23 protein-coding genes and 1 pseudogene are annotated in these 25,937 nt (G+C 65.2%); 8 read left to right on the top strand and 16 right to left on the bottom strand.

Going from position 1 to position 25,937, the window contains the following annotated elements; translation table 11 throughout:
• Positions 1-67: 67 nt before the first annotated feature.
• The 3 genes from OGL93_RS18125 (at position 68) to OGL93_RS18115 (ending at position 1,360) form a co-directional block, all read left to right on the top strand.
• Entirely contained in the window at positions 68-340 is a 273-nt protein-coding gene (locus tag OGL93_RS18125; protein WP_263264207.1) for a DUF1652 domain-containing protein, read from the top strand.
• 274 nt (positions 341-614) lie between these two features.
• Positions 615-947: a hypothetical protein gene (locus OGL93_RS18120; RefSeq protein WP_263264206.1), complete on the top strand. Its 333-nt coding sequence runs from the start codon at positions 615-617 to the stop codon at positions 945-947.
• Positions 948-1,123: 176 nt separating this feature from the next.
• The gene (locus tag OGL93_RS18115) at positions 1,124-1,360 is read left to right on the top strand and encodes a hypothetical protein (protein ID WP_263264205.1); all 237 of its coding nucleotides are present in this window, start codon (positions 1,124-1,126) and stop codon (positions 1,358-1,360) included.
• Positions 1,361-1,373: 13 nt separating this feature from the next.
• On the opposite strand, the gene OGL93_RS18110 is transcribed toward OGL93_RS18115, so the two are convergent.
• The 3 genes and pseudogenes from OGL93_RS18110 to OGL93_RS18100 all read right to left on the bottom strand — a co-directional run.
• A complete protein-coding gene (locus OGL93_RS18110; RefSeq protein ID WP_263264204.1) occupies positions 1,374-2,159 on the bottom strand; it encodes a sulfite exporter TauE/SafE family protein in 786 nt (261 codons plus the stop codon).
• Positions 2,160-2,427: 268 nt separating this feature from the next.
• Complete coding sequence (locus tag OGL93_RS18105) at positions 2,428-3,378, bottom strand: LysR substrate-binding domain-containing protein (protein ID WP_263264282.1); 951 nt, start codon at positions 3,376-3,378, stop codon at positions 2,428-2,430.
• A 92-nt stretch (positions 3,379-3,470) separates the two neighbouring features.
• A pseudogene (locus OGL93_RS18100) lies at positions 3,471-4,304 on the bottom strand (MFS transporter); the annotation flags it as partial.
• On the opposite strand from OGL93_RS18100, the gene OGL93_RS18095 reads away from it, so the two are divergent.
• On the top strand, positions 4,236-4,403 hold the full coding sequence (locus tag OGL93_RS18095) for a carbohydrate porin (protein WP_346659656.1): 168 nt from the start codon (positions 4,236-4,238) through the stop codon (positions 4,401-4,403). The pseudogene OGL93_RS18100 and the gene OGL93_RS18095 sit on opposite strands and share 69 nt — an antisense overlap.
• 25 nt (positions 4,404-4,428) lie before the next feature.
• On the opposite strand, the gene OGL93_RS18090 is transcribed toward OGL93_RS18095, so the two are convergent.
• Complete coding sequence (locus OGL93_RS18090; RefSeq protein WP_263264202.1) at positions 4,429-5,835, bottom strand: MFS transporter; 1,407 nt, start codon at positions 5,833-5,835, stop codon at positions 4,429-4,431.
• A gap of 323 nt (positions 5,836-6,158) precedes the next feature.
• Between OGL93_RS18090 and OGL93_RS18085 the strand changes: the two genes are divergently transcribed.
• On the top strand, positions 6,159-6,443 hold the full coding sequence (locus OGL93_RS18085; RefSeq protein ID WP_263264201.1) for a hypothetical protein: 285 nt from the start codon (positions 6,159-6,161) through the stop codon (positions 6,441-6,443).
• Positions 6,444-6,551: 108 nt separating this feature from the next.
• On the opposite strand, the gene OGL93_RS18080 is transcribed toward OGL93_RS18085, so the two are convergent.
• The 7 genes from OGL93_RS18080 to OGL93_RS18050 all read right to left on the bottom strand — a co-directional run bounded on the left by OGL93_RS18080 (position 6,552) and on the right by OGL93_RS18050 (position 13,223).
• Positions 6,552-7,196, bottom strand: coding sequence for a PqiC family protein (locus OGL93_RS18080; protein WP_263264200.1), 645 nt, complete (start codon positions 7,194-7,196; stop codon positions 6,552-6,554).
• The gene (locus OGL93_RS18075; protein WP_263264198.1) at positions 7,193-8,866 is read right to left on the bottom strand and encodes an MlaD family protein; all 1,674 of its coding nucleotides are present in this window, start codon (positions 8,864-8,866) and stop codon (positions 7,193-7,195) included. The genes OGL93_RS18080 and OGL93_RS18075 overlap by 4 nt, the downstream gene beginning before the upstream one ends.
• Positions 8,859-9,473 (bottom strand): paraquat-inducible protein A, encoded by a 615-nt coding sequence (locus OGL93_RS18070; RefSeq protein ID WP_263264196.1) that lies wholly within the window; start codon positions 9,471-9,473, stop codon positions 8,859-8,861. The genes OGL93_RS18075 and OGL93_RS18070 overlap by 8 nt, the downstream gene beginning before the upstream one ends.
• Entirely contained in the window at positions 9,470-10,081 is a 612-nt protein-coding gene (locus OGL93_RS18065; RefSeq protein ID WP_263264281.1) for a paraquat-inducible protein A, read from the bottom strand. Before OGL93_RS18065 ends, OGL93_RS18070 begins: the two co-directional genes overlap by 4 nt.
• A gap of 250 nt (positions 10,082-10,331) precedes the next feature.
• The gene (gene rarD, locus OGL93_RS18060; protein WP_263264194.1) at positions 10,332-11,213 is read right to left on the bottom strand and encodes an EamA family transporter RarD; all 882 of its coding nucleotides are present in this window, start codon (positions 11,211-11,213) and stop codon (positions 10,332-10,334) included.
• 47 nt (positions 11,214-11,260) lie between these two features.
• Positions 11,261-12,832, bottom strand: coding sequence for a cyclic diguanylate phosphodiesterase (locus tag OGL93_RS18055; RefSeq protein ID WP_263264192.1), 1,572 nt, complete (start codon positions 12,830-12,832; stop codon positions 11,261-11,263).
• A gap of 127 nt (positions 12,833-12,959) precedes the next feature.
• A complete protein-coding gene (locus OGL93_RS18050; RefSeq protein WP_263264191.1) occupies positions 12,960-13,223 on the bottom strand; it encodes a hypothetical protein in 264 nt (87 codons plus the stop codon).
• A 158-nt stretch (positions 13,224-13,381) separates the two neighbouring features.
• Between OGL93_RS18050 and hppD the strand changes: the two genes are divergently transcribed.
• A complete protein-coding gene (hppD, locus tag OGL93_RS18045) occupies positions 13,382-14,464 on the top strand; it encodes a 4-hydroxyphenylpyruvate dioxygenase (protein ID WP_263264190.1) in 1,083 nt (360 codons plus the stop codon).
• Between the two features lie 43 nt (positions 14,465-14,507).
• On the opposite strand, the gene OGL93_RS18040 is transcribed toward hppD, so the two are convergent.
• From OGL93_RS18040 to pvdM, 5 genes are all read right to left on the bottom strand, one after another.
• Entirely contained in the window at positions 14,508-16,922 is a 2,415-nt protein-coding gene (locus tag OGL93_RS18040; RefSeq protein WP_263264189.1) for a TonB-dependent receptor, read from the bottom strand.
• A 68-nt stretch (positions 16,923-16,990) separates the two neighbouring features.
• A complete protein-coding gene (locus tag OGL93_RS18035) occupies positions 16,991-18,670 on the bottom strand; it encodes a cyclic peptide export ABC transporter (protein ID WP_263264187.1) in 1,680 nt (559 codons plus the stop codon).
• Between the two features lie 222 nt (positions 18,671-18,892).
• The gene (locus OGL93_RS18030; RefSeq protein WP_263264186.1) at positions 18,893-19,747 is read right to left on the bottom strand and encodes a formylglycine-generating enzyme family protein; all 855 of its coding nucleotides are present in this window, start codon (positions 19,745-19,747) and stop codon (positions 18,893-18,895) included.
• A 29-nt stretch (positions 19,748-19,776) separates the two neighbouring features.
• Positions 19,777-21,060: an aminotransferase class V-fold PLP-dependent enzyme gene (locus OGL93_RS18025; protein WP_263264185.1), complete on the bottom strand. Its 1,284-nt coding sequence runs from the start codon at positions 21,058-21,060 to the stop codon at positions 19,777-19,779.
• On the bottom strand, positions 21,053-22,384 hold the full coding sequence (gene pvdM / locus OGL93_RS18020; RefSeq protein ID WP_263264183.1) for a pyoverdine-tailoring dipeptidase-like protein PvdM: 1,332 nt from the start codon (positions 22,382-22,384) through the stop codon (positions 21,053-21,055). Before pvdM ends, OGL93_RS18025 begins: the two co-directional genes overlap by 8 nt.
• A 173-nt stretch (positions 22,385-22,557) precedes the next feature.
• On the opposite strand from pvdM, the gene OGL93_RS18015 reads away from it, so the two are divergent.
• Together OGL93_RS18015 and OGL93_RS18010 are read left to right on the top strand one after the other, a co-directional pair.
• Positions 22,558-24,153: a PvdJ/PvdD/PvdP-like protein gene (locus OGL93_RS18015; RefSeq protein ID WP_263264182.1), complete on the top strand. Its 1,596-nt coding sequence runs from the start codon at positions 22,558-22,560 to the stop codon at positions 24,151-24,153.
• Between the two features lie 456 nt (positions 24,154-24,609).
• Complete coding sequence (locus tag OGL93_RS18010; RefSeq protein ID WP_263264181.1) at positions 24,610-25,935, top strand: lysine N(6)-hydroxylase/L-ornithine N(5)-oxygenase family protein; 1,326 nt, start codon at positions 24,610-24,612, stop codon at positions 25,933-25,935.
• Positions 25,936-25,937: the final 2 nt, after the last annotated feature.

The following is a 25,937-nucleotide window of genomic DNA, read 5'->3' as shown; positions in this document are numbered from 1 at the left end:
ACTCTTATGTAGCCTACGCAGTCGCCTTTACGCGGCCGTGTGCGAAGCCGTCAGGGGAGTAGTGCAGGTGATTCCAAAGCATGAAGTTCTCAAGATCATTCAATCCAGTTTCCTGCCCCTGCACTGCACCTGCATGTTGCACGATGGCGGGACCATGACCATTGAGGTGACCGACCCGGCCAATGGTCATATCGACTTGCTGGTGGTGGGGGTGCCGTTGGCGCCGCTGACCAATATCCGGGCGATTTCCAACCTGGTGGCCGAACTTCGACAAGAGCTGCAGGCGAACCAGGAATGGTTCGCCGCAGAGCAGCGCCAGGGCGTGTGGCCGCGCCGTTAGGGCGCGGCGCCAAGGCGGGGGTGGCTTAGCGGTTTTCTTTGTGAACCAGGTACATGACGTAGGCAAAGGAGCCTAAGGTGCCCGCCACGATGGCGACCATGATGATACCGTCCATTTCGCTGCCCTCTGAGCCAAGAAGAGGCTCGCATCATGCGCCGCCGGGGCAATGCATAACAGCGGCAGATCGACGATAAAAAAGCGGATCAGAACAGGCGAAGCCCAGGCTCACTGGGCCTGCTAGAGTGCACAGATCAATACACAGGGAGAAAGTTACATGCGGCGGCTGATAACAATGATAGGTGTGCTGGCGTTGGCGGGTTGCGCTGGCAAGGCGGTCGATCCCAGGGCACCCCTGGATGCAACCACGGCCAAGAGTGCCGAGAGTTACGCCCAGTGCCTGGAACCGAAGTGGGCGGCATTCAAGCCGGGTTTGCGCAAGGAGGACACCGAAAACGGCTATAAGCTGACCGTTGAAGCCGCCTACAGCGCCTCGCCCGCCTGGGCACAGATCGACCGCGCCAACGAGGGGGCCCATGTGAGGGTATTCCTGCCGCCGGAGTGGGCAGGTACCAATGGCTGGACCGACATGGCCAAGGATTGCCTGTAACGCTTATCGGATAGGGCTTTGCGTCACCCGGTCGCGGTAGCAGCCCGGTTTGCCGGCGGCCGGCGTTATCGCGGTCACGGCCGGCTGCTACAGCGCAGCGGCTAGGTTATTGTTACGCCTTGCTGTACGCTCCGCGTGGGCATCCAGGGACCACCGGGCAGTCAAGGAGGGCGTGAGTGAAGTTCAGCAACGACGAGCGTCGAGCCGGCCACCAACGGATGGCCGAGGAACTCTCCGAGTGGGGGCGGCAATGGCGCCTCGAGGCAGACATGGTGCGGTGCCCTTACTGCCACGGTGTACAGCTCGCGACCCAAGCCGACCGCTCATTCATGCACGACCCGACCTGCGCTGCCAGTGCCTTGGGCGAGCAATACCCCTGGCGCAGCCTGGCCTGGATCCTTCGTTCGCTTTAACCCGCCGTCATGCTCAGTGCAGCAGCTTGAGGCCGATCAACCCCAGCATTACTGCCAGGCAGGGACGTAACAGCGTATCCGGCACCCGGCCCGAAAGGTGGCTGCCCAGGTAGATCCCAGGTAGCGAGCCGATCAGCAAATGCCCCAGCAGGGGCCAGTCCATATTTCCCATGCCCGCATGCCCCAGGCCGGCGACGAGCGTCAGCGGCACTGCGTGAGCGATTTCCGTGCCCACCAGGCGACGGGTCGCCAGCATGGGATAGAGCATGAACAGCGCCACCGTGCCTAGCGCGCCGGCACCAATGGACGTCAATGAAACCATGGCGCCGAGGATGACCCCCGTCGCGGCTGTGCAGCCATTGAGCGCGCGCGGGCCAAGGCTGTAGCGGCCACCGGTCTGTCGGCTGGCGAACGCCAGCAAGCGAGGCCGGAAGCTGATCGCCAGGGCGGTGAGGAAGAGCACGTAGGCGAGGGCATTCTTGATCAGCGCATTCAGCGCCTGGGTGTCGGCATGCAGCCCCTGGAGCAGCCACAAGGTTGCCGCGGCAGCTGGCACACTGCCCAGCGCTAGCCAGCCGGTGATGCGCCAATCGATATTACGGTTGCGCCCGTGGACCCATACCCCGCTGCATTTAGTGATGGCCGCATAGAGAAGGTCGGTGCCCACCGCCGTCGCAGGGTTGATGCCGAACCACAGCAGAATGGGCGTCATCAGCGATCCGCCGCCTACACCGGTCATGCCGACGATAAACCCCACCAGCAGGCCCGCGAAGCTGAACGCTAAGAAACTTGAATCCATCGGGCGCTACCTGCCTATAACCAAACCGGCGGGCAGCATAACCACAAACTATATAGCGGCCTATATTGTTATCGAATTTGCTTATTCCAAACGGAGCTAACCACCGCCGCGGAACTCCACCCCGCGCAGGTGGGCCCAACGCAAAAGCCCAGAGGAAAGCACCATGCCGGACGATAAGAAGCAAAAAGACGATACGCCCGCCCATTCGCGGCCCGAAGAGCAGGAACGGCTCAAGGACTACAACAAAGACGGCATACCGCCTGGCAGCTCATGACAGCTGAGGTACCGGAGCCGATACTGCCTCCCCGGTCGGCGTCACTTCACGCATCATCTGCGCCAGTTGGTTGCGCAGCCAGCGCTCGGCAGGGTCGGTGTCGAGCGCGCCGCGCCAGGCCATGGACACCTCGAACTGAGGCGCTTCGAAAGGCAACGGTTCGGCGCGTACGCCACCGTTGGCTACCATGGCTTCGGCTACGTAGCCCGGCACAGTGGCGATCAGCTCACAGCCCGCGAGCAGGATGGGCAAGGAGCTGAACTGCGGCACCGCCAGTTTCACCCGGCGGCTGCGCCCTAGTTTTTCCAGTTCGGTATCGATGAATCCACTCAGGTCGCCGGCATAAGACACCAGGGCATGCGGCCGCTCGCAGTATTGATCCAGGGTCAACGGCGGGCCGTGGTCCTCCGAGCGCAACAGCGTGGGCCGCTGGTAGCGCAGGAACTTGCGCTTGGCGTTCGCCGGAAGGTCCCGGGTATAGCTCACGCCCACGGAGATCTCCCCTGAGGCCAACAGATGAGGCATTTGCCAGTAGTCCACTCGGCGCACCACCAAGGTGATATCCGGGGCCACCCGGCGCAGCTGGCGCATGCACGCAGGCAGCAGCCCGTACTCGACGTCATCGGACAGCCCTATGCGGAAGGTCGCCTGGCTGGTGCCAGGATCGAACCCTGAGCTGCAACTGAGCGCCGAACTCATGGCATCCAGGGCAGGCGATAGTTGCACGAGGATCTCCTCGGCACGGGCCGTCGGCTCCATATAGCGGCCTGTGCGGATGAACAAGGGGTCATCGAACAGGGCCCGCAGGCGGTTGAGTGCCGCGCTGATCGCTGGCTGGCCGAGAAAGAGCTTTTCCGCCGTGCGCGTCACGTTACGCTCGTGCATGAGTGTTTCGAAGACGATCAACAGATTGATGTCGGCGCGGCGCAGATCGTTGCGATTCATGGCGGTCCCTGCGTTGGAGACGAAGATGTCACGAATCATGACAGTGCTCCGGCGCCTTCGCTAGACTGCGGGTGCTCTGTTGAAAGGGGCGCTCAGGGCGCCCGCGCCTGGGACAATGGCCGCGCCACCTGTTCCAGAGGTTGGCGCTCGGCGGCGACGCCCCAGCGAGCTTGAACGAGGCCCGCCACCCGCATCAGCGCCGCACCGATCAGGTAGCCGATAAACATATTGGTGCGGCCATGGCTCTCGATCAACTGCCCGAACAGCATGGGCCCAACGATGCCGCTCAGGCCGGTGCCGAAGGCGTAGAACACGGCAATGGCCAGGGCGCGAATTTCCAGCGGGAGGGTTTCGGCCACCGTGAGGTACGCCGAGCTGGCCGCGGCACTGGCGAAGAAGAAAATCACCATCCAGGCGAGGGTTGCTGCACGACCGTGAGCAGCTGTTGTTCGAAGAGGTAGCCGGAAATCGCCAGCAGCACGCCGGAGAGCAAGTAGGTCGTGCCGACCATTACCTTGCGGCCAATCACGTCGAACAGCCGCCCCAGCAGCGGGCCGCAGAAGTTGCCGAGGGCGAAGGGCAGCACATACCAGCCGATGTGCGTGGAAGCCACGTTGTAGAAGTTCGTGAGCACCAAGGCATAGGTGAAGAAAATTGCGTTGTAGAAGAACGCCTGCGCGGTCAGCAGCGTCAGCCCCACCACCGTGCGCCGCCGATGCGCCACGAACAGCGTGGTCAATACCTCCCCAAGCGGGGTGTGATCGCGGGCATGTAGCCGCAGTGGTTCGCCCGCAGGAGCGGGCAGGTCGCCGCCGAGCTGGCGGAAGCGCTCTTTCACTATCGCTCCCTTGCTCAGCATGGGCCGCGCGTTCATGGCGCGGCCCGAGTTGCGACTGTATTACACCTATGCCCGCTGGAACCGCGCCGCGCAACTGGCAGCGGAACCAGGCTCGGCGCTGTCCGACAGCGGTGCGTTCGGCTCCCAGCGCCATGGCTCCAACGTGGGCGTGCAGCTGGAAACCTAGTGGTAGGTGCTAGCGCCTGGGATGTTCAGCGTGCGATGTCCTCGAGTGCCAGGTTGCGCGTGCGCGGGCCGAACGCGCCGATGGTGACCATCACGATCAACATGCTGGCGACGATGAACGCCAGCACTCCCGGTGTGCCCCAATGCTCTAGGAAGAAGCCGATGATCAGGCTGCTGAACACCGTGGAGAGGCGGCTGAACGAATAACAGAAGCCCACCGCCCGCGCACGGATGTGCGTAGGGAACATTTCGCTCTGGTAGGCGTGGTAGCTGAAGGTCAGCCAGGCATTGGCGAAGGTCACCATGATCCCGCAGAGCACCAGCCCGAGGGCGCTGGATTGGTAGGCGAACAGCGAGTCGAAGATCACCGTGCACAGCGCCGAGCCGACGATGCCCCATTTGTTTTCAACGCGGTTGGCCAGGCCCATGCACAGCAGCGGCCCCAACGGGTAAGCGAGGGTGATGATAAAGGCGTAGCCCAGGCTGTGTGCCGTGGCCATGCCCTGGCCGTTGAGCAGCGCCGGCAGCCAGTTGCCGAAGCCGAAGAAACCGATGGCCTGGAAGATATTGAACACGATCAGCATCACCGCGCGCCGGCGATAAGGCGCCTTCCAGATATCGGCGAAGCGCCCCTTGGCTTCGACGGTTATGGCCTGCGCCTGGGGGGCTGGCAGTGGCCGGCCCAGGTCCTGCTGGCAGCGCTGTTCGATCTGCAACAGTGCCTGCTCGGCTTCATCCAGCCGGCCGTGTTGCGCCAGCCAGCGCGGAGACTCGGGCAGGCGCTTGCGCAGCCACCAGATGAACAACGCGAACGCCGCGCTGGCCAGCACCACCCAGCGCCAGCCAGCGATACCGAATGGCGCCTGGGGCACCAGCCACCAGGACATCAGCGCCACTGCCGGCACTGACAGGAACTGCACGAAGAACGCAAAGGCGAACGCCGTGCTGCGCAGGTGTTTAGGCACCAGTTCGCTGAGGTAGGTGTCGATGGTGACCAGTTCGATGCCAAGGCCGACCCCTACCACGAAGCGGCACAGGATGATGCCCATGGCGCTGCTTTGCAGGCCCATCAGCACGGTGGCGGCGGTGTACCACACCAGTGCGAAGGTAAAGATCGCCCGGCGGCCGAAGCGGTCGGCGATCGGGCTAAGCACACTGGCGCCGACGAACAGGCCGAGGAAGGTAGACGAGGCGAAGGCCGCCTGGTCGGAAACCCCGAACGCGCCATCCGCGCCTTTTTTGAAGATCCCCGCGTCGAACAGCCCTGGGCTGATATAGGCCGTCTGGAAGAGGTCGTAGAGTTCGAAGAACCCGCCGATCGACAACAGAGCGACCAGCCGCCACAACGTGGCGACCGAAGGCAGGCGATCGATGCGAGCAGAAATGCCCGCGGCGCGGTGCGGGGTTTGGGTTGCAGCGGCCAAGGGTGTCATGGGGCAGCTTCCGGTCAGTTGAAGTTGCTCATGCTACGGCAGCGGCTCGGTAAATTTTTGCAAAGGTTGGCCGGCGAAGCGGCTGTTGAGCAACAAACCCCTGCCGGGGAGGTTATTTTTGCGATTGGCTGTCGCAGCAGAGGGTGCGGAGAGAAAGGCAGGCCGGCGAGCGTCGTTCGACTTCACCCCCTACGGAACGATCCCTGGCGTTGTATCAATTTTGATGATTCTTACCATTGCATCAATGAAATTCCGTATTCCGGCCAGGGGCGTAGCATTGGCTTCACAGAACACACATACCCCCCTGCAAAGGAAGCCAGATCATGAAACGCCAACTTGTTTTGAGTATTGCCCTGACCCTGATGGCTAGCGGTAGCGCCTTCGCCCGTTCCCAGGCTCAACACCCGCTGGATCGCGTCACCAGCGCCGACAGCGTCGCTCCGTACAGCCAGAGCGTGGCCCGTGACGGCGCCGAACGTCAGCTCAACAGCGTTGCCCAGGACGGCGCCGAGCGCCAGCTGAACAGCGTTGCCCAGGATGGCGCGGAACGTCAGCTCAACACCGTTGCCCAGGATGGCGCCAGCCGCCAGTTGAACACCGCGGGCTAAGCGCTGTTCCAGCCCGAACAAGCCCGGCACTGGTTGCCGGGCTCGGCTTTTTTGGGCCTACCGGCCTGATTTCCACGGCCGTTCTGGCCAACCTCTATCACCATTGCCTCAGGCAGACTTGGCCCCCGCCACAGCCGGGCAGGTGCTCGTGTGGTCGTTCACCCAGTGGTTGATGGTGCCGGCGATGGTCATGGCCAGGCGGTCGATCAGTTGCTGGTGGGCCAGCACCAGCTCATTCAGCCCTCCGCTGGAATCTTGTCGCAGCAGCGTGGAGCAGGTCAGGCTGCGCCGCTGCGGGGTGCCGGGGTCCGACAGGCCCAGGCTCCACACCACATCCACCAGCGCATACTGCCCCAGCACGGTTTCGAAGCGCCGCACATCGGTGCGCAGCGACAACACCGCAACCCCGGGCGCGCGCGGCAGGCCAGCGACGTCCCGGGTGCCCAGGCGCTGTTCCAGGCGCTGGGTCAGCGCATCGTGGAACTCGTCGGCCAGGGGAGCGCCCCAGCGGTCGCCTTCCAGTATCGCCAGGCTACCCTGGCCCTGGCGCACCACCAGCTGCGGTTGATCGACCTGCACCGGCATGCGCACCTGCTGCATTTCGAACTGGTAGGCCGGCGCGCTCAGTGGCAACCGGTCGGGCACCGCCTGTGGCGCCAGCAGCGTGTAGTAACCGGTGGGCGCCGAGGCGCACGCGGCGAGCAGGGCCAGCGGGGCGAACAGCGCCAGGGCGCGTAGGGGCTTGGCTTTCATCGGGCTTCGGATTCCCTGGAGGTCGGTGAACTGGAGCGGTAGGCATCGGGTTGCCCTTCACGGGTTCGCCCGCGGATCAAGGACTCAGGATGGCGCCCGAGGTAATCGGTCAGGGCCCGCACAGACTTGGCAGTGCGTTCCACCTCGCCTAGCGCATCGCCTAGTTGCTGGCGCTGCGGCGAATCCTCGCCGAGGGTCTGTTCCGCGGCGGCCAGGGTCTTGCGGGTCTGCTCGAGGGTGTCGTTAAGCTGCGGCAGCATGCGCGTATTGACCTGTTGCAAGGTCTTGTTCATTTCGCCCAGGCTGCCCGCGAGGTTGGTGGCTATCTGGTCCATCGGCAGCTTGCTGAACTTGTCCACGATCGCCTGCAACTGCTCTTGCAGCTTGTCCAGGCTGCCCGGTACGGTCGGGACCAGCAGCGGCCGGGCGGCGGTGTCGAAATTCACCGGCGGCGCCTTGGGGATGAAATCCAGCGAAATATACAGCTGCCCGGTGATCAGGTTGGCGGTGCGGGCCTGGGCGCGCAGGCCCTGCTTGACGAACGCGGCCATCAATTGCGCCGAGCGGGCGTCGTCTTCGGCGCCCCACTGGGACAGGATCTTCTCGTGGGCCTTGCCCAGGCGGGCAGGGTAGATCACCGCGCCGACCATGGTGGGGAAGGTTTTTTTGTCCAGGTCGTAGTCCAGGTCCACAGACACCACCCGGCCCAGGTTCACCCCGTGGAATTCAACCGGCGCATTCACCGCAAGGCCCCGCAGCGCCTGGTCGAAGCGCATGCGGATGTACCGCGGCTCGCCGTCGGGCGGTGCCAGGGCCGAGTCTTGGTCCCGGTAGAGTTCGTAGCGGGCGTGTTCATCCGCCGGCGTGGCGTCCGGGCTCCAGCGCGGCTCGACGAAGGCGATGCCCCCGGCGAGGATCGCCGACATCGACTGGGTATTGACCTTCAGCCCATTGGCACCAAGGGAGACGTCCACGCCGCTGGCATTCCAGAAGCGCGTGTCGGAGGTGACGAACTTGTCGCTGGGGGCGTTGACGAACACTTCCAGGTCTACGCCCTTGCCATCGTCCGCCAGGGAATAAGAGATCACCTGGCCGACTTGAATCCTGCGGTAGTACACCGGCGAGCCGATATCCAGCGACCCAAGGTCGTCGGTATGCAGGTTGAAGCGCCGGCCTTGCTGGCCATAAGTGATCGGCGGCGGCGTTTCCAGCCCGACGAAATCCTTGCGGGTGTCTTTCGACGAACCGGCGTCGGCCCCGATGAAGGCCCCGGACAGCAGCGTGTCCACGCCGGTGATCCCCTGTGCGCCGATCCTCGGGCGCACCACCCAGTAGATCGAGTCCGCCGCGGTGAAGCTGGAGGCGGACGCATTGAGCGCGATGCTGGCGATCACGTGGGTGCGGTCCGGGGCCAACTCGATGTCGGTCACCCGGCCGATCACCACGTTCTTGTACTTGACCTGGGTCTTGTTGGCTTCCAGGCCCTCGGCGGTCTGGAACTGCACGGTGATCTGCGGCCCGGCCGACAGGGTGTCGTGCACCAGCATCGAAAGCCCTACCAGGGCGGCGGCGATCGGTACCAGCCACACCAGCGACACATTGAAGCGGCGCTTGCGCACGGTAGGGGTGGGTACCTCACCTGGCGCGGCAGGGTGTCCTTGCTCAGTCATCATCTACCTCTGCGTCCCAGATCAACCGGGGATCGAAACTCATGGCGGCAAGCATCGTCAACACGACCACCAAACCGAAAAACAGAATGCCAAGCCGGGGCTCGATGGAACTGAGCGAATGGAACTGCACCAGGGCCGCGACCAGCGCGACCACCAGCACGTCCAGCATGGACCAATAACCGATCAGCTCGATAAAGCGGAACAACTTCGAGCGCTCGCGCATGGCCCAGCGACTGCGCTTGCGCACCGTTACCAGCAGCAGGCCAAGGGCGAAGAACTTCAGGCAAGGGACCACCACGCTGGCGAAGAAGATCAGCAGGGCGATGTCCCAGGAGCCGCCTTTCCAGAACTCGATCACGCCACTGATGATGGTGTTTTCGCTGGCATTGCCGAACATGTTGGTGTGCATGACCGGCAGCAGGTTGGCCGGGATATAAAGGATGAGCGCGGCCACCAGGTAGGCGCAGGTGCGGGCCAGGCTGTTGGGCTTGCGCCGATGCAGCGCCGACTCGCAGCGCGGGCAGCGGTCGGTGGTGTCGGCGCAGGCGCCGCCGCATACATGGCAGAGCAGCAGCCCGGCCTCGGCGGCATAGGGCAGGCGATTCACCGCAACCGCCCGGCGAAGTCGGCCCACAGGTAGCGCACGTCCCGGCCACTGATGGTAATCAGCAGCACGGTCAGCATTGCCAGTGCCCACAGGCCCACGCCAGGGTGAACGTCGAGCATGCCGCCAAGCTTGATGATCGCCACCAGGATGCCCAACAGGCAGACCTCGAGCATGCTCCAGGGGCGCAGATGCTCGAGCGTTCGCATGCACAGGCGGAAGGCCGGGGCCACTCGGCCCCAACAGGCGAAGCCCAGCACCCAGCACAGCAACGCGACCTGCAGCAGCGGCGCCAGGATGATGGTCAGCCCGGTGACCGCGGCCATGGGCGTGATCCGGCCATGGTTCAGTGCCTGCACCGACTGCAGCAAGGTCGCCGCATTGCTCAGCCCCTCGAGGCTGATGCCGATGACCGGAAACGCGTTGGCGAAGACAAACAGGATGGCCGCGGTCAGCGCCAGGGCGAAGTGCTGCTGCACCGATAAACGCCGGGCGCGTTCGAGCACCGCGCCACAACGGTCGCAGGTCGAAGCCTGGCCACGATGCAACGCCACTGGGCGATACAAGGTGTCGCAGTGTTCGCAGATCAGCCAGTGGGGGGCGTCGGTCATGGTGCTGGAAGGTGGCGCGCGGCGGGTCGATGACATGGGGGTGCATTCTCGTCAAACTGCTGCGCCCTGTCCATCGCGGGCCGTGGTTAGTGCTTGGAAAGCGGCGCCGCGGAAAATATCCCGGCGCGCTTCAGGTTCCGTGGTGGTTCGCACGGTGCAACCCGTGGCAGCGCGGCTCGCCGACGACAGGCGTTACACGGGGCTGCGTGGGATCGCGGCAAGCCCGGTTAAGGCCCTGACGGTAAGAACTTCAGCGCCACCCGCGCCTGAGCAGGTGCCGCAGGCCCTCCAGCACCAGCACCGCCACCGCCGCCCAGATGGCCGCATAAGTCGGCCACTGCTCGGCGGTGATGGTTTCACCCAGCAGCAGCGACACGGCCACCAGCAGCACCGGCTCCACGTAGCTGAGCAGCCCGAACAGACTGAACGGCAGCTGCCGGCTGGCGACCACATAGCTGACCAGCGCCAGCGCGCTGATCACCCCAAGGCCGGGGATCAGCCCCCAGAGCGCTGGATGCTGGGCCAGGTCCTGCGCGGACAACGGCCCGGTGATCACGAAATACAGTGCCGCCGGGGTCATCAGCGCCATGTCGGTCCATAGCCCGCCGAGGTGATCGGTGCGCAAGCGCCGGCGCAGGATGAAGTACAGCGGGTAGCCAAGGGTGACCAGCAAGGTTTCCCAGGCGAAGCTGCCATGGCGCAGCAGTTCGTGCCCCACTCCCAGCGCGGCCAGGATCACCGCCAGGGTTTGCGCCCGGGACAGCGATTCGCCCCACAGCAGCTTGCCGGTCAGCACCATGGCCAAGGGCAGCAGAAAGTAGCCCATGGACACTTCCAGGCTGCGCCCATGCAGCGGCGCCCAGAGGAACAACCACAGCTGCACCCCCATCAGGCTCGCCGTGGCCATGGAGCCGGCCAGGCGCACCGGTTTTTGCGCGATCCGCCGCAGCACGCCCGCCGCCAACCGCCAGTCCCCGGTCAGGAGCAGGAACAGCGTCACGCAGGGCAGGGTCAGCAGCATCCGCCAGCCGAACACTTCCTCGCCGCTCAAGGGTTGCAGCAGCGAGGTGTAGTAATAAAGCAGGGCAAACAGTGACGATGCCAGAACGGATGCAGCGATACCTCGGGACACACAGAACCTCTTGTTGGAACGCGGCAGAACAGGGCGGGGGCGGCACGTTACCCCAGCTCGGCGGCCGACACCAGCGGCACCGGCACGCGGTGCAGGCGGCATGCCCGCACATGGCTAAGGAAAACATCCGCCGGCATAGGCCGGGCGAACAGATAACCCTGCAGGTACCCCACGCCGTGGCCGGCGAGGTAGCGCTGCTGCTCCTCGGTTTCCACACCTTCGGCGACCACCCCCAGCTCGAGCTTGGCGCACAGCTCGATAATGCTGTCCAGAATATGCCGGCTCAGGGCCTGGCTGCCGATCATGGCCACGAAGCTCTGGTCGATCTTCAGGTAATCCACACGGAACTGGTGCAAATAAGACAAGCTCGAGTGGCCGGTGCCGAAGTCGTCCAGGGCGATCCGCACGCCCATGGCCCGCAGGCGGCCGAACAGCTCGAGGGTCTCCGGCGCCGGGGTGACCAGCTCGCGCTCGGTAAGCTCCAGCACCAGTTGAATCCGCCCCGGCGGGAACATCGCCAGGAAGGCCTCGCAGTCCGCCACCAGCGATGGGTCGCGGCAGTGGGCGGCGGCCACGTTGATACCCACATGGAAGCCGTCTTCGAGGCTGTGCGCGACGGGCGCGAGCGCCGCCGCGGCCTGACGCATCAGGCTACGGGTCATCGGCACGATCAGCCCGCATGCTTCGGCATATGGAATGAACAGGTCCGGGCGCACCAGGCCATCGCGCGGGTGGCGCCAGCGCATCAACACCTCGGCCCCGGTGCAGGCGCCGTCGGTGCTGGCAACCACGGTTTGGAAGAACGGCACGAACTCGCCTGCATCGAGCGCCCGCCCGAGCTCTTGCCGTGGCGAGCCCGCGCGGCGCTGCTGTCGGTAACAAACCACGCCAGCGGCCACGCCAAGTGCAGCCAACAGCGCCAGGGTAGGGTACCCGCCAAGCAAGCGATGCCAGGGCGCTGGCTGGTCGTAGCCGGCGTAGACGCTGAACGGGTAGCGGCCAGAGGCCGCCTGCGCCTGGCCTGAAGCGAAGCGGGGGAGCGGCGCGCTGTCCACCAAGCCTTGCGCGGTCATCCAGGCCGGGCCCACCTGCAACAGCATATGGGCATCCGCTTCGGCGGCGGCCAGCGCATTGGCCAGGTGCTGGCCGTCCACGGTGGCCAGTGCAGAACCGCCCGCAGCGGCTTCTCGATAGACCAGCAACGGGCGCCCGGGCGTAACCGCGTCCGCCGCAAAGAGGCGCAAGCGGCCATCGGTGTAGTTCTCGAGGCTGAAGCCCTCGTCGAACGGGCCGTACAGCGAACTGCAATACAAGCGGTTCGCCGCTACCAGGCTGGTGGAGCGAACGTAGGGGTTGCGAGTGACCTGCTCACGCAGTGGCAGGGTTGCATCGGCGCAGTCCACGCCTGCCAAAGGCGCCAATGCGCGGGCGGCGTTGGCGGCGTTATCGAGGATGGTGGTCACCTGTTGCACAGCCAGGGTGACCTCGCGCGCGGATTGCGCCTGGAGGCTGCGTTCAGCCTGCCAGGCAAGCAACGGCAGGCCGAGAATCAGTGGTAGCAAGGCGACCAATAGCACCCACAGCCATTGGGTGATTCCTTGCGGTGTGCGTGGCAACATTCCAGGCTCCTGGGCGCGGGGTTGGCTAGATGGTGGCTAGCGTCACGGCAACCCTGCGCCAGGTACGGCTACTGGGGCAGTCGATTGCTCGACGGCAGGCAGCAGCATAGACCCAGGGCCTGGCGGATCATTTCTTCTGTTCGTCTTTTTGTTGCATTTGCACCGAAGCTGGGGCGCTATCGGCGTTCTGTTGTGTCGTCTTTTTTTCACTGCTGTCGAAACAGCCTGCCAGCATTACAAGACAGGTCGCCAGTGCGGCGGTGGCCAGGGTTTTCATAAGCGGTGCGCTCCAGTTGAAGGGTTCGCTACTCTGACCGGCAGCCGCCCGCATGGTTGCGGCGAAAAGGGCAGCGACAAATTCAATTACGCTGCGTAGAATCGATTTACGCATACAACAATAATCCCAGGCGGAGGCGTGCGCATGCACCCGTTCGGCTTTCAGCTCCTGCTCGGCGCTTACCTCGCCCGTAGTACCCGCGGCGTCTCTGGCGCGCCCCCCTTCGATCCTCGCTAAGCGTCGTTATTTCCATTCGCCACGAGATCACTGCCATGCCTGATATTTTCGAAAACCCCATGGGCCTGATGGGCTTCGAGTTCATCGAACTTGCCGCGCCGACCCCCAACACCCTCGAGCCCGTGTTCGCGATGATGGGTTTCACCCACGTCGCCAATCACCGTTCCAAGAACGTGAAGCTGTACCGCCAGGGCGAGATCAACCTGATCCTCAACAATGAACCTCACAGCGTAGGTTCGTACTTCGCCGCCGAGCACGGCCCGTCGGTCTGCGGCATGGCGTTCCGCGTGGCAAACGCCCAGCAAGCCTATGCCCGGGCGCTGGCGCTCGGTGCCCAGCCGATCGACATTCCCACCGGCCCCATGGAGCTGCGCCTGCCGGCGATCAAGGGCATCGGCGGCGCGCCGCTGTACCTGATCGACCGCTACGGCGAAGGCAGCTCGATCTACGACATCGACTTCGTGTTCCTCGAAGGCGTGGACCGCCACCCCCAAGGTGCCGGGCTCAAGGTGATCGACCACCTCACCCACAACGTGTATCGCGGGCGGATGACCTACTGGGCAGGGTTCTACGAGAAGCTGTTCAACTTCCGCGAGATCCGTTACTTCGACATCACCGGTGAATACACCGGCCTGACTTCCAAGGCGATGACCGCCCCCGACGGGCTGATCCGCATCCCGTTGAACGAAGAATCTTCGCGCGGCGCCGGGCAGATCGAAGAGTTCCTGCTCAAGTTCAACGGCGAAGGCATCCAGCACGTGGCCTTCCTCACCGACGACCTGCTCAAGACCTGGGATGCCCTCAAGGGGCTGGGCATGCGCTTCATGACGGCGCCGCCGGCGACTTACTACGAAATGCTCGAAGAGCGCCTGCCCGACCACGGCGAGCCCACGGGCGAGCTGCGCAGCCGCGGCATTCTGCTCGACGGCGCCAGCGAAGCGGGTGATCGGCGCTTGCTGCTGCAGATCTTCTCCGAAACCCTGCTCGGGCCGGTGTTCTTCGAGTTCATTCAGCGCAAGGGCGACGACGGCTTCGGCGAGGGCAACTTCAAGGCCCTGTTCGAATCCATCGAGCGGGACCAGGTGCGCCGCGGCGTGTTGAGCACCGAGGCGAAGTAAGAAGGCGCCCCCACCGGTGCAATGCCGGTGGGGGCGGGGCGGGTCAGTAGGTGTACTTGAGGGTGGTCATCAGGTTGCGGGGTGCGCCGTAGACGCCATAGGCGCTGGCACTGGAAAAGTATTCCTTGTCGAAGACGTTGTTGAGGTTGACGGTGGCAGACAAGTGGTCATTGATGTCGTAACGCGTCATTAGGTTGACCAGCGTATAACTACCCTGGCTGTAGTTGCTTAGGTTGTAGCCGGTCTTGCTTTGCCAGTCGAAGCCACCACCGACCGTGAACTTGTCGAACTGGCCCGGCAAGCGATAAGTGGTGAAAGTCTTCACGCTGTTGCGCGGCACTTGGGTTACTTGACGACGATCATCGCTGTCTTCAGTCAAGGCGTACGCATAGCCCGCCGCTACCTGCCAGCCTGTCGCCAGTTCACCGTTGAGTTCCAACTCCAGGCCCTTGGTGGTGAAGCCTTGCTCGGACGTATAAACATAGGTGTTCGGGTCTAGGTTCGCGTAGTTGTCCTGCTCGGTCTTGAACACCGCCAGGCTGCCAGTCAGCAGGCCATCGTTGAAACTGCCCTTGATACCCGCTTCGTAGCTGGTGCCTTCTTCAGGCTCCAAGGGCTGGTTGTTCGCGTCGCGTACCCAGTAACCCTGTGGGTTGAATATCTTGGTGTAACTGGTGTAGATCGACCAGGTGTCATCCAAGGCGTAGACCAGGCCCGCATAAGGGATAAACACGCCGCTTTCGCGGTTTTGCGCCTTCGACTTGGTACCGTCCAGGCTGCTGGTGTCGATGCCACGTTTCCAGTCGAGCACGCGGCTGCCTAGGATCAAGCTCAAGTCGTCGTTCAGGTGGAAGCGCGAGGTCAGGTAGGCGGCGTATTGATATTCACGCGTGTCGCTCTCACCGGTTTTAGTAAATACCGGCGCGGCAGTGTGGCCGTCCCAGTGGTTGATATCCGGAATGGGGCCGGTGTCAACCCAGCTGGAACCATTGTATTGATTAGTGTTTTGTTCACTGAATTGCGACAGGGTGACGCCGGCGATCAACTCGTGCTCGCGCCCGAACAGCGAAAAGGGGCCTGTAAGGTAGGCATCAACACTGTCCTGTTGGGGTTGGGCTTTCCAGTGCGGTGCTGAAATAGAAGTGCCTGCCCCCGTGGCTTGATCAATGCCGGTGTTGTTCAGGTACGCGACAGTGCCATCGTATTTGTATTCGGTATGGTTGAACTCCAACTTGCCGCTCCAGCCATGGCTGAAGTGGTGTTCGACCGAGGCGAAGACGTTGTCGATCTGGTTATCGAAGTAAGACCAATCCGGCGCGTTGTTTGCGCTGCGCTTGAAGTCAAAGCGCTGACCGTTGCTATAAAACAATGGGAAGCCGTTGCGCAGAGGAGAATCAACGTTGTCGGTCAAGTGGCTGAAACCGAGGGTAAGCAGCGTGTCTTCGCTCAGGTCGAATTCGGTGATGCCGTAGAGTGTGCCGGTTTCCTGCTGGAAACGATCGACCCAAGAATGCTGGTTCTTGTAGTCCGCGACCAGGCGACCGCGTACGTTGCCCGCATCGTTGAGCGGCCCCGACACATCGAAGCCGGTGCCATAGCGATCCCAGCTACCGGCTTGGCCGGTGGCGCTGAACTGGAAGTCCTTGGTCGGGCGCTTGCGAATCAGGTTGATGGTCGCCGAGGGGGTACCCAGGCCACTGATAAGGCCGGTGGCGCCGCGCACGATCTCCACCCGGTCATACATTGCGGTACTGAGGCGGTAAGTGGCGAGCGAACTCGAGGTCGGTACGCCGTCGATCTCATAATTGTTGATGGCGAAACCGCGAGAATAGAAGGCATCGGTATCTGCACCTACGCCTTCGCGCACCACGGTGATCCCCGGCGTCGCATCCAACGCATCGGTCACGTTCTCCAACCGCTGATCATCTAACCGCTGTCGGGTCAGCACCGTTACCGTTTGCGGGGTTTCGGCCGGGGTCAGGTTCAGCCGGGTAGAGCTGCTGGAGGATTCGGTGGTGTAGGAACCGGTGCCTTCGGTGGTGGAGCCGGGCGCCTTGCCGGAAATGGTGACCGCTCCGAGTTCTACCACGTCGCGGCCCACGGAGGGCGCGGGGGTGAGGGTGATCATCCCGTTATCGACCTGGTAGCGCACGCCACTGCCCTGCAACAGCACCCCCAGCGAGTCGGCGGGTTCGGCGGTGGTGGCTACCGCATGCGAGCGCAAGCCGAACAGGCTGTCTGCCGAGTACACCAGTTGCACACCGGTCTGGCGGGCGAACTCGTTGAGCGCTGCCGTCAAGGACTGCGCGGGGATGTTCACCGCCACGGGCGCGGCCTGCGCGGTGAAGCCTGCGCCCAGCAGGGCCAATGCCAGGGCAGGGCGGGCCAGCCCGTTGCGCCGCAGCCCTTGGCGAATGCCTTGGGCCAGTTTCGAGCAGCGGATAGTGGGCGCTGTCATCAATCGTTTCTCCACGTGTTGCGTTCTAAGGTTGTGAGTGTTGGTCGTTCGAATGAGGTCGAGCCGGCTCAGGTAGGGCTCGGCACGGCCTCGGGGCTGCTGGCCACGGCCTGCTCGTCGATCAGCCGCCCGTGCTCCATGCGCACGCGGCGGTCGGCGATATGGAAGTAGCGGTCGTCGTGGGAGATCACGATCAGGGTCTTGCCCTGGCGCTTCAGGTCCGGCAGCAGCTCGGTGTAGAACAGGTGGCGGAAGGCCGGATCCTGGTCGGCGGCCCATTCGTCGAACACCAGGATGGGCCGCTGGTCCAGCCAGGCGTGCACCAGGGCCAGGCGCTTGCGCTGGCCGGTGGAGAGGTCGGTGGTGCTGAAATTGCCATCCTTGACCTCGACCTTATGGTCGATCTCCAGGCGCTTGAGGTAGCCCGCCGCCGCGGCCGGCACATCCACGTTGTCGCCCAGCAGGTCATCGAAGAGGAAGAAGTCCGCGAACACGGTAGTGAACAGCTGGCGGTAATCGTCGCGGCTGTTGGCGGTCACCGGCCGGCCATCGAGCAGGATCTGCCCGTCATGAGGGGCGTAAAGGCCCAGCAGCAATTTGATCAGCGAGGTCTTGCCACCCCCGTTGGGGCCAACGATGAACAAGATCTGCCCAGCCTCGAGCGTCAGGTTCAGCGGCCCCAGCACGAACGGCTGCGCCTCCCCAGCGGCGGGGTAGGCGTAGCGCACGTCGCGCAGCTCCAGTTGCCTGGGGGCGGGGCGATCCACTGCGGGCGCGGGATCGAGCAGGTTGGCTTCCGGGGTAGAGAAGCGCGCGCTGAGGTCGGCGATGCGGCGCAGGGCGATGCGGTTGCGGCTGATTAGCGGCAGCAAGCTGAGCACGCTTTCCAGCGGGCCTTTCATAAACAGCAGGGTCATCACAAAGCCGCTGAGCACGGCGCGGTCGCCATGCGCCCACCAGCCCTGCAAGGCCAGGGCCACGGCGATGACGATGAAGAACAGCAGCGACCCTAGCGTGTTGGCGGTGAGAAACACGTTGGCCGAGCGGATTTGCAAACCGCAGATCCGCTCTACCGTGGTGCTCAGTTGCTCGCGGAACAGGCGCTGCCGGCGCGGGCGATGCATGCGCAGCTCCTTGGCGCCCTCGGCCAGGCTGCGGTAGTACTGCTGCAGGCGGTCTTCGCCTTCGCGGGCCGCTTCGAAGCCGACGATGGCGCGCCCCCGGGCCAGGTACTGGATGGCGCTGCCGAGTACCACCGCCGCGGCGGTGACGCCGAACATGCCGAGCGAGAGGCTGGCCAGGTAACCCAGGCAACCCAGGGTCACGGTGGAAGCGATCACCAACTGTGGCAGGCCGAAGGCCAAGTCGCTGACGGTGTCGATGTCGTGCGTCAGCACCGGAATCAGCCGGTGGGTGCGGTAGCGCTCAAGTTGCTCGATAGGTGCGCACAGCACCTTGGCCCCCAGGCTCTGCCGCAGGTGGGCGATGACCTTCTGGCCCACATAGTTGGTGCCCAGGTTGCTCAGGATGGAACTGGCCAGCGCGACGGCGCAGAGCCCGGCGAAGGCCGCCAGCATGCCGCCGCCCACGCCGCCCTCGGCGTTGAGAATTCGGTTGATGGAGGTCAGCAGCGCGGTGACGGCGACACCGCCGACGGCACCTAGCACGATGGAGCCGGCCAGGACCTTCCAGAACGGCTGAAGGATTCTCAGCAACTCGCGATGAGCGCTGGCGGGTGGGGCGAACATGGCGATACCTCGGTGGGCTGTAACGAAGCGCCATGGGCCGGCGCGCGTGTTGCCCTGAAAACGAGGCAGCGAACGAAAAATTTAAGAAATATGGCGAAATGCCTGCGCGGCCCCTATGGGAGTAGGCCAAGCCTGCGAAAGCGCACTCACAGGCGGCTTGTTTTATTGCACCGTCGCCATTCCCAGGCTGCCCGGTCCCACGGGGGCGTGCCCCTGGTGGCGTTACAGCTCCCGCGCTACCCGAAAGCCGATCCAGTCGCCACGGTCCGTGGGGTAGGCGTTGTTGCGGTTGCCGGAGCGGGAGAAAATCGGCGGCTCGCCCCAGTCGTTGCCACGGATCTGCACCAGGTCGCACTGTGCTTCCATCCACGGGCTGCCATCGCTGGGCGCGCCCTTGTAGTCGTCGTGGGCGCAGTCGGCGACCCACTCGTACAGGTTGCCGTGCATGTCGTACACGCCGAAGGCATTGGGTGCGAAGCTGCCCACCGGCGACGTGTAGCTGTAGCCATCCGCCGCGCCGTAGGTGTTGGCGTGCTTGGCGATGCCATAGCCGGGGCCCGGGTCCATCGGGAATGGAAAGGGCCCGGTGCTGCCAGCGCGGGCGGCGTATTCGCGCTCTGCTTCGCTGAGCATCCGGTAGGGATGGTGGGTGTGCTTGCCGAGCCAGGCGGCATAGTGCTGCACGTCGTGGTAATCCACGCACACGGCCGGTTGCCGCGGGCCCTGCGGGTAGCGCGGCACCCCGGCCTTGCATTCGCGCCCCGGGCGGGTGTCACCGTCAGCCAGGCGGGTGCCACTCGCTTTCAGCCAGGCCCGCAGCTCGGCGGCGGTGACCTGGTAACGGCTGATGGCGAACGGGCGGGCGAAGGTGACCGTATGCTGCGGCCCCTCGTCGGGCTGACGCCCAGGCTCGTCCGCCGGGGTGCCCATGACGAAACTGCCCGCGGGCAGCACCACCATCTCGGGGCAGTCCTTGCAGTCCTTGAACACCTCACCGGGTTGACGGGTGGGCGCGGCCTGGGCGGTGGCGGCGGTGAGCAGCAGCGCCGCCAGGGGCAGGGCAGGTAACAGGGGCATAAGGGGCACTCGTTCGCGGGTGTTAAGAATCAGGTGAGCATCGGGGCCAGCCTGCGCATCAGCACATCCAGCTCGGTTTCGTCGTTGAGCAGCCCGGGTGCCAGGCGCACCACCGGCCCAGCGTCGCGTTCCACCGCGTCGGCCAGCACGCGCTGCGCCAGCAGATGGTCCGCCACGGCATCGCAGCCGCGCCCGCGCACCCGGAAGAACGTGAACCCGCTGGACAACGCCGCCGCGCGCGGCGTCACCAGCTCCACCTTCGGGTATTGGGCCAGGCGTGCCTTCAGGTCGGCGTTGAGCTGGTGAATCCGTGCCTGCACCTGGGCCTTGCCCAGCGCCAGGTGCAGGTCGAACGCGCTGCCCAGCGCCAGGCGGTGCTCGAAGGCATGGTAGCCGCCGGGGGTCATGGTGGTGCCGAAGCTGTCGTCGCGGCTGAAGGTGGGCACGGTCGGCACCAGGTGGTCCGGCATCTGGCCCTGGGCGCCGATGATCACCCCGGTGCCACGTGGGCCGAACAACCATTTATGGGTGCCGGCAATAAAGTAGTCGCAGCCGAAGTCGGCGAAGTTGGCGTTCTCCACGCCGAAGCCGTGCACGCCATCGACCACGTAGATCAGCCGGTCCGCCTCGTCGCGGTCGCGGTTGGTGTCGCGCACCAGCGCGGCAATCTCTTGCATTGGCAACTTCACCCCGCTGCCCGAATGCACCCAGGTCAGCCCGAGCACGCGGGTGTCCGGGCGCAGGGCGGCCTTGAGGTTGCCGACGATTTCGTCCACCGACGCCTGCGCGGCGCTACGAAACAGCGGCACTTCGCGCAGGCGCGTGCCCATCAAGCGCTGGCGGTAGGCGAGGCGGGTGTAGGTGGCGTAATGCTCGTGGGCGGAGGTGAGGATCTCCTTTTCCGCTGGCACCACCAGCCCGCCGTAGATCGCCGCCAGGCCATCGCTGGTGCTGCCGGTGAGCGCTACTTGGCCTGGCGTTACGCCGAAGTAAGCACCCGCACGGGCGCGCACCTGGTCTTCGTACTGCCAGATCTCTTCACGGTGCCAGTCCACCGCTTCGGCCGGGTTGCGGTTGAAGCGCTGGCGCAGCTGGTCGATTGCCTGCTGGACCGGCCGCGGGTGGGAGGCGAGCAGGAACAGCGTCATGTGCAGATAGCGCGGGTCCAGGTCGAACTGCGCGCGCAGCGCTTGCCAGTCGCCAGGCGCGGGCGGCGTTAACCCGGCCGCGGCCGATGCACCAGCTCCGGCACCGAACCAGGGCGCGGCGGCGAGAAGGCCTGCGTGCTTAAGGAAGCTGCGACGGTCAGTCATGACGGGCCACCGCTTGCACCTGTTGCCAGGCGCGGAGGAAATTGCCGCCCCACAGCTTGGCGATGTCGGCGTCCGAGTAGCCGCGTTCGATCAACGCGGCGGTCAGATTGCGGGCTTCGCTGACGTCCTTCCAGCCCTGCAGGCCGCCGCCGTCGTTGAAGTCTGAGCTGATGCCCACATGGTCGATGCCGACCTTCTTCACGGTGTAGTCGATGGCATCGAGGTATTGCCCGAGGGTCGCCTTGGGGTCTTCCTCGAGCAGGGCATACAGCTGGCTGGCGTAGGCGCCGAAGCGCGCTTGCGGCCAGATGGCAATGATCGGGTCGCCAGGCATCAGGGCGTTGTCCAGGCCGGCCAGGGGCGGCAGGGCGAACTGCTCGCGCAGGGCGTTGAGCTTGCCCAGGGTCGCCGCGCTGGGCGGGCGCAGGTAGCCCGAAAAACCTACGACCTGGATCACCCCGCCGCTGTTGGCGATCAATTGCAGCTCGTGGTCGGAGAGGTTGCGCTTGATGTCCACCAGCGCCCGTGGCGCTGAGTGAGAGGCCACGATAGGCGCGCGGGTCAATTGCGCCACCTGCTCCAGCGCTTGGGTGCTCATTTGCGACACATCGATCACCACGCCCAGGTCGTTGAGCCGGGCCACGGCCTGGCGGCCCAGCGGCGACAGCCCGCCAAGGGCGTCGGGTGAGTCGTTGAAAAACGGCAGGGGCCGCGACGAGTCGGCCCAGGCGTTGTTGCCCACATAGTTGAAGCCGAACATGCGCATGCCGCGGGCATGCCAACGGTCCAGCGCGCTCAGGTCGTCCCCCAGCGGGTAGGCGTTGAGCAGGCTCATCACGATGGCGAACTTGCCCTCCATGGCGAGCCGGCGAAAGTCCTCGGGCGAATAGGCGAACCCGACCTGCTCGGGGAAGTCCCGCACCATGCCGGTGAGAATGCGATAGCGGCTTTCCTGCTGTTCGCGCGCTTCCTCGACGAAGCCCGGGGTGGGGTGATGCGGCGCATTGGGCCCGTTCCACAGTTCGGGCCAGCCGAAGATCGCCAGCGCCGCGCCAGAGAGCCGCCCGCGCCCGGCCTTGACCAGGTCGAACTGGCCGGGGCCGTCCCGGTCGGCTTCCGCGCCCTGGGTGCCGAAGTCCAGCGGCACGGTGATCCGGCTGTCGAAGGCGATGATGTGCTCGTGCAATTCCCGGGCGTGGGCCATTACCGAGGGCGCGTAGCCCTGCGGGCTGGGCCAACGGGCCCAGGCCAACGCCGCGGCGATGGCAACGATCACAACTAGCAGGGCGGTCAATATCAAGGCTTTGGCGCGGGGTGGACTCATGGCCGTCTCGGTCGGGTGTGCGGATGCCCAGCCCGGCTCGCCGGCGTGCTGGTGTGGGAAGGAACGAGCCGGTGACGGGGGAATTTAACCGTGCTGCCGCGGCGGCCGGTAAATTTGCGCGCCAGGGCTACGTTCTTGCGGGATGACCGCCGCACAGAGGCTCGAGCCAGGGCATGAAGTTTTCTCGACGTACCTTCGTCAGCGCCCTGGCGCTCACCGGCGCCGCCGCGCTGCCCGCGGGCGACATGGCGCGCCGTCGCCTGGCGCTGGACCCACCCGCCAGCCCCGACGAAGCCAGCCTTGACCTGGCGCCCACCGCCCTGGCGCGCTTCGGTGACCGCCTGCGCGGGCTGTGGCGGATCGAGCTGCTCGGTGTGCCATTGCCGGGGTTGCCGGCAACAGGCGCAGAGATGGTGCTGGACGTGGCGCCTCAGGGGCGGGCCCTGCAAGGGTTCATCGGTACGCCAGCACAGCTGCGGGGCGTTGAACCGCCGCCCTACCGCGTGCTCGGCGATCTGCCTGGCGAGGAGGGGGGGGCGGTAAGCTGGCGCGTTTACCCTGGCACCGGCATCGTTCCCGCCTATGAAGCACAGGCGGTGTTCGATGAGGTGTGGGACAGCGCCGCCAACACCGGCGCGGGGAGCCTCAGTGGCCGTCTGCTGCCGCTGGCCCGGCCACTATCGGCCGAACGGCTGCCGGACGCCTTCGTCGCCACCAAGCGCGCATTCCCCCTGGCGCGGGAGCGCATCGGCTTGAGCTCACCGCTGCTGGCCGAGCTTATCGCGCCCCGGCACCGGCTGTTCCACCAGCTGTGGCACGCCGCCCGAGACAAATGGCACCGGCTCAGCCCGGCCCAGCGCAACGCCCTGCGCGGCGTGGGCTGGCAGCCCGGGCCGCTCGACCACGAGCGTGATGCCCGGGGCCCGTTGAAGGACCGTAACGGCTCGGGCGTGGATTTTTTCTTCATGCACCGGCGCATGCTGCAACAGGCCCGCGCGCTCCAGCCGCTGCCCGCCTGGGAGCGCCTGCCGGCGCCCTGTGCGCCCTTGCAGCATGACCGTGCAGGCTTCGTCCGTTACCTGGATAACCTCGATGGCTTCTCGGTGCCTCCGGCCTGGGTCGCCGCCGATGACGACGAGTACAGCCAGTGGCTGTGGGGTTTGAAAAGCGAGGCGGCCTACCATGCCAACTTTCTGGTGTGGGAATCCCGTTACCAGGACCCCGCCTACCTGGCCACGCTGACCCTGGGGCAGTTCGGCTCCGAGGTGGAGCTGGGCATGCACGACTGGCTGCACATGCGTTGGGCCTCGGTCACCCGCGACCCGTCCAGTGGCGCCGCGGTCACCAGTGACCGTACCCCGAGCGATTTCAGCCCACGTTGGTTCGGGCCGGAAAACGACTTCCTCGGTGACCCGTTTTCCTCCCATGTGAACCCGGTGTTCTGGTACTTCCACGGCTGGATCGACGCGCGCATCGAAGACTGGTACCGCGCCCATGACCGTTACCATCCCGGGGAAGTGCGCCGGCTGGAATGGCAAGGCGTGCCCTGGTTCGCGCCTGGGCGCTGGGTAGAGGTAGACGACCCCTGGCTGGGCCCGGCGACCCACGGCTGCGGGTTGTCCGACCTGCAAGCCGCCAGCGCCGACGTGGCCCTGGACGTGGAAACCATGAAGCTGGCCTTGCGCGTGGTGTTCAGCGAAGAAAACACCTTGGCCCGCTGGCTAGACCGCTCCCCCCCGCGCCCGTGGTACGCAAGGCTCCAGCCCTAGCAGCCCGGCTCGCCGCCGACCGGGCGCAACGCGGGCGAGACGTTGTCGCGGGCAGTCTGGCTGGTACGGGAGAGGGCTTGGTGCCCGTAGCCCGGCTCGCCGGCAACCGGGCGCAACGCGGGCGAGACGTTGCCGCGGGCAGTCTGGCTGCCACGGGAGAGGGCTTGGTGCCTGTATCAGCCCGGCTCGCCGGCAACCGGACGCAACGCGGGCGAGACGTTGCCGCGGGCAGCCCGGCTGCCACGGGAGAGGGCTTGGTGCCTGTATCAGCCCGGCTCGCCGACGCCCGGACGCAACGCGGGCGAGACGTTGTCGCGGGCAGCCCCAGCTGCCACGGGAGGGGGTGTACGCCGCCTTGCCGCGACGGGCGCCTGTAAATTTCTCAACCAGGCCTTCGTCAGTTGCACATAGCACCCGCGCCGCCGGGTAACTGCCCATCGCTTAGAGGATTCGTGCATGACCGCCTTCAACGCTGCGCCCTACGATGTCGTCGGCATCGGCTTCGGCCCCTCCAACCTGGCGCTGGCCATTGCCTTGCAGGAGCAGGGCGCGGCGCGGGGGCACCACTATCGGGCGCTGTTCCTGGACAAGCAGCAGGACTACCGCTGGCACGGCAACACCCTGGTGAACCAGAGTGAGCTGCAGATTTCCTTCCTCAAGGACCTGGTGACCCTGCGCAACCCCACCAGCCCCTACAGCTTCGTGAACTATCTGCGCGAAGAAGGCCGCCTGGTGGACTTCATCAACCTGGGCACCTTCTACCCCTGCCGGATGGAGTTCAACGACTACCTGCGCTGGGTCGCCGAGCGCTTCGCCAGCCAGGCCGCCTACGGGCACACGGTCACGGCGGTGGAGCCGGTGGCCGGCGCCAACGGCATCGACACCCTGCGCGTGCACAGCGTGGATGCCCAGGGCCGCGAGCAGCAGCAATTGACCCGTTCGGTAGTGCTGAGCACCGGCGGCACGCCGCGTATTCCGCAGCAGTTCGCCCACCTGCGCGGCGATGCCCGGGTGTTCCACCACGCCCAGTACCTGGAGCGCATGGCACAGCAGCCGTGCACCCGCCACGAGCCGATGCGCATTGCCGTGGTCGGTGGCGGGCAGAGCGCGGCCGAGGCGTTCATCGACCTCAACGACAGCTACCCCTCGGTGCAGGTGGACATGATTCTGCGCGCGGCGGTGCTCAAGCCCGCCGACGACAGCCCCTTCGTCAACGACATCTTCTCTCCGGCCTACACCGACCTGGTTTTCAACGAGCCGGACAGCGAACGCGAGCAACTGATCGCCGAGTTCCAGAACACCAACTACTCGGTGGTGGACCTGGGCCTGATCGAGCGCATCTACGGCATTTTCTACCGTCAGAAAGTGGCTCGCCAGGCGCGCCATGGCTTCCTCTGCCGCCGTCACATCGAGCGCGGTGAAGCTTCGGCCGAGGGTATCGAACTCACCCTGCGCGATACCGCCACCGGCGACATTCACCGCCAGCGTTACGACCTGGTGATTCTCGCCACGGGCTACGAGCGCACCTCCCACCGCCAGCTGCTGGCACCTCTGCTGGAAAGCCTGGGTGACCTCAGCGTAGGTCGCGATTACCGAGTGCAAGCGGCGCCGCAGCTCAAGGCGGCGGTCTACCTGCAAGGCTTCAGCCAAGCCAGCCACGGCCTGAGCGATACGCTGCTGTCCGTGCTCCCGGCGCGGGCCGAAGAGATCGCCACCTCGTTGTTCGAGTATTGGCAGGCCGGCGCGCGCCAGCCGCAAGCGCTCGCCCGGCAGACGGCCTGAAC

It is taken from the genome of Pseudomonas sp. RIT-PI-S, assembly GCF_025642975.1.
Classification (GTDB): Bacteria; Pseudomonadota; Gammaproteobacteria; order Pseudomonadales; family Pseudomonadaceae; genus Aquipseudomonas.
Note: the sequence above shows the minus strand (reverse complement) of the source record. Positions and strands in the feature narration are given on the sequence as shown.

Bases quoted from the DNA above. Each gene is read 5' to 3' on its own strand.
- OGL93_RS18120 (WP_263264206.1), top strand. From the start codon at position 615: ATGCGGCGGCTGATAACAATGATAGGTGTGCTGGCGTTGGCGGGTTGC.
- OGL93_RS18110 (WP_263264204.1), bottom strand. From the start codon at position 2,159: ATGGATTCAAGTTTCTTAGCGTTCAGCTTCGCGGGCCTGCTGGTGGGG.
- OGL93_RS18105 (WP_263264282.1), bottom strand. From the start codon at position 3,378: ATGAATCGCAACGATCTGCGCCGCGCCGACATCAATCTGTTGATCGTC.
- OGL93_RS18095 (WP_346659656.1), top strand. From the start codon at position 4,236: ATGGGCCGCGCGTTCATGGCGCGGCCCGAGTTGCGACTGTATTACACC.
- OGL93_RS18090 (WP_263264202.1), bottom strand. From the start codon at position 5,835: ATGACACCCTTGGCCGCTGCAACCCAAACCCCGCACCGCGCCGCGGGC.
- OGL93_RS18085 (WP_263264201.1), top strand. From the start codon at position 6,159: ATGAAACGCCAACTTGTTTTGAGTATTGCCCTGACCCTGATGGCTAGC.
- OGL93_RS18080 (WP_263264200.1), bottom strand. From the start codon at position 7,196: ATGAAAGCCAAGCCCCTACGCGCCCTGGCGCTGTTCGCCCCGCTGGCC.
- OGL93_RS18075 (WP_263264198.1), bottom strand. From the start codon at position 8,866: ATGACTGAGCAAGGACACCCTGCCGCGCCAGGTGAGGTACCCACCCCT.
- OGL93_RS18065 (WP_263264281.1), bottom strand. From the start codon at position 10,081: ATGACCGACGCCCCCCACTGGCTGATCTGCGAACACTGCGACACCTTG.
- OGL93_RS18055 (WP_263264192.1), bottom strand. From the start codon at position 12,832: ATGTTGCCACGCACACCGCAAGGAATCACCCAATGGCTGTGGGTGCTA.
- OGL93_RS18050 (WP_263264191.1), bottom strand. From the start codon at position 13,223: ATGCGTAAATCGATTCTACGCAGCGTAATTGAATTTGTCGCTGCCCTT.
- hppD (WP_263264190.1), top strand. From the start codon at position 13,382: ATGCCTGATATTTTCGAAAACCCCATGGGCCTGATGGGCTTCGAGTTC.
- OGL93_RS18040 (WP_263264189.1), bottom strand. From the start codon at position 16,922: ATGACAGCGCCCACTATCCGCTGCTCGAAACTGGCCCAAGGCATTCGC.
- OGL93_RS18035 (WP_263264187.1), bottom strand. From the start codon at position 18,670: ATGTTCGCCCCACCCGCCAGCGCTCATCGCGAGTTGCTGAGAATCCTT.
- OGL93_RS18030 (WP_263264186.1), bottom strand. From the start codon at position 19,747: ATGCCCCTGTTACCTGCCCTGCCCCTGGCGGCGCTGCTGCTCACCGCC.
- OGL93_RS18025 (WP_263264185.1), bottom strand. From the start codon at position 21,060: ATGACTGACCGTCGCAGCTTCCTTAAGCACGCAGGCCTTCTCGCCGCC.
- pvdM (WP_263264183.1), bottom strand. From the start codon at position 22,384: ATGAGTCCACCCCGCGCCAAAGCCTTGATATTGACCGCCCTGCTAGTT.
- OGL93_RS18015 (WP_263264182.1), top strand. From the start codon at position 22,558: ATGAAGTTTTCTCGACGTACCTTCGTCAGCGCCCTGGCGCTCACCGGC.
- OGL93_RS18010 (WP_263264181.1), top strand. From the start codon at position 24,610: ATGACCGCCTTCAACGCTGCGCCCTACGATGTCGTCGGCATCGGCTTC.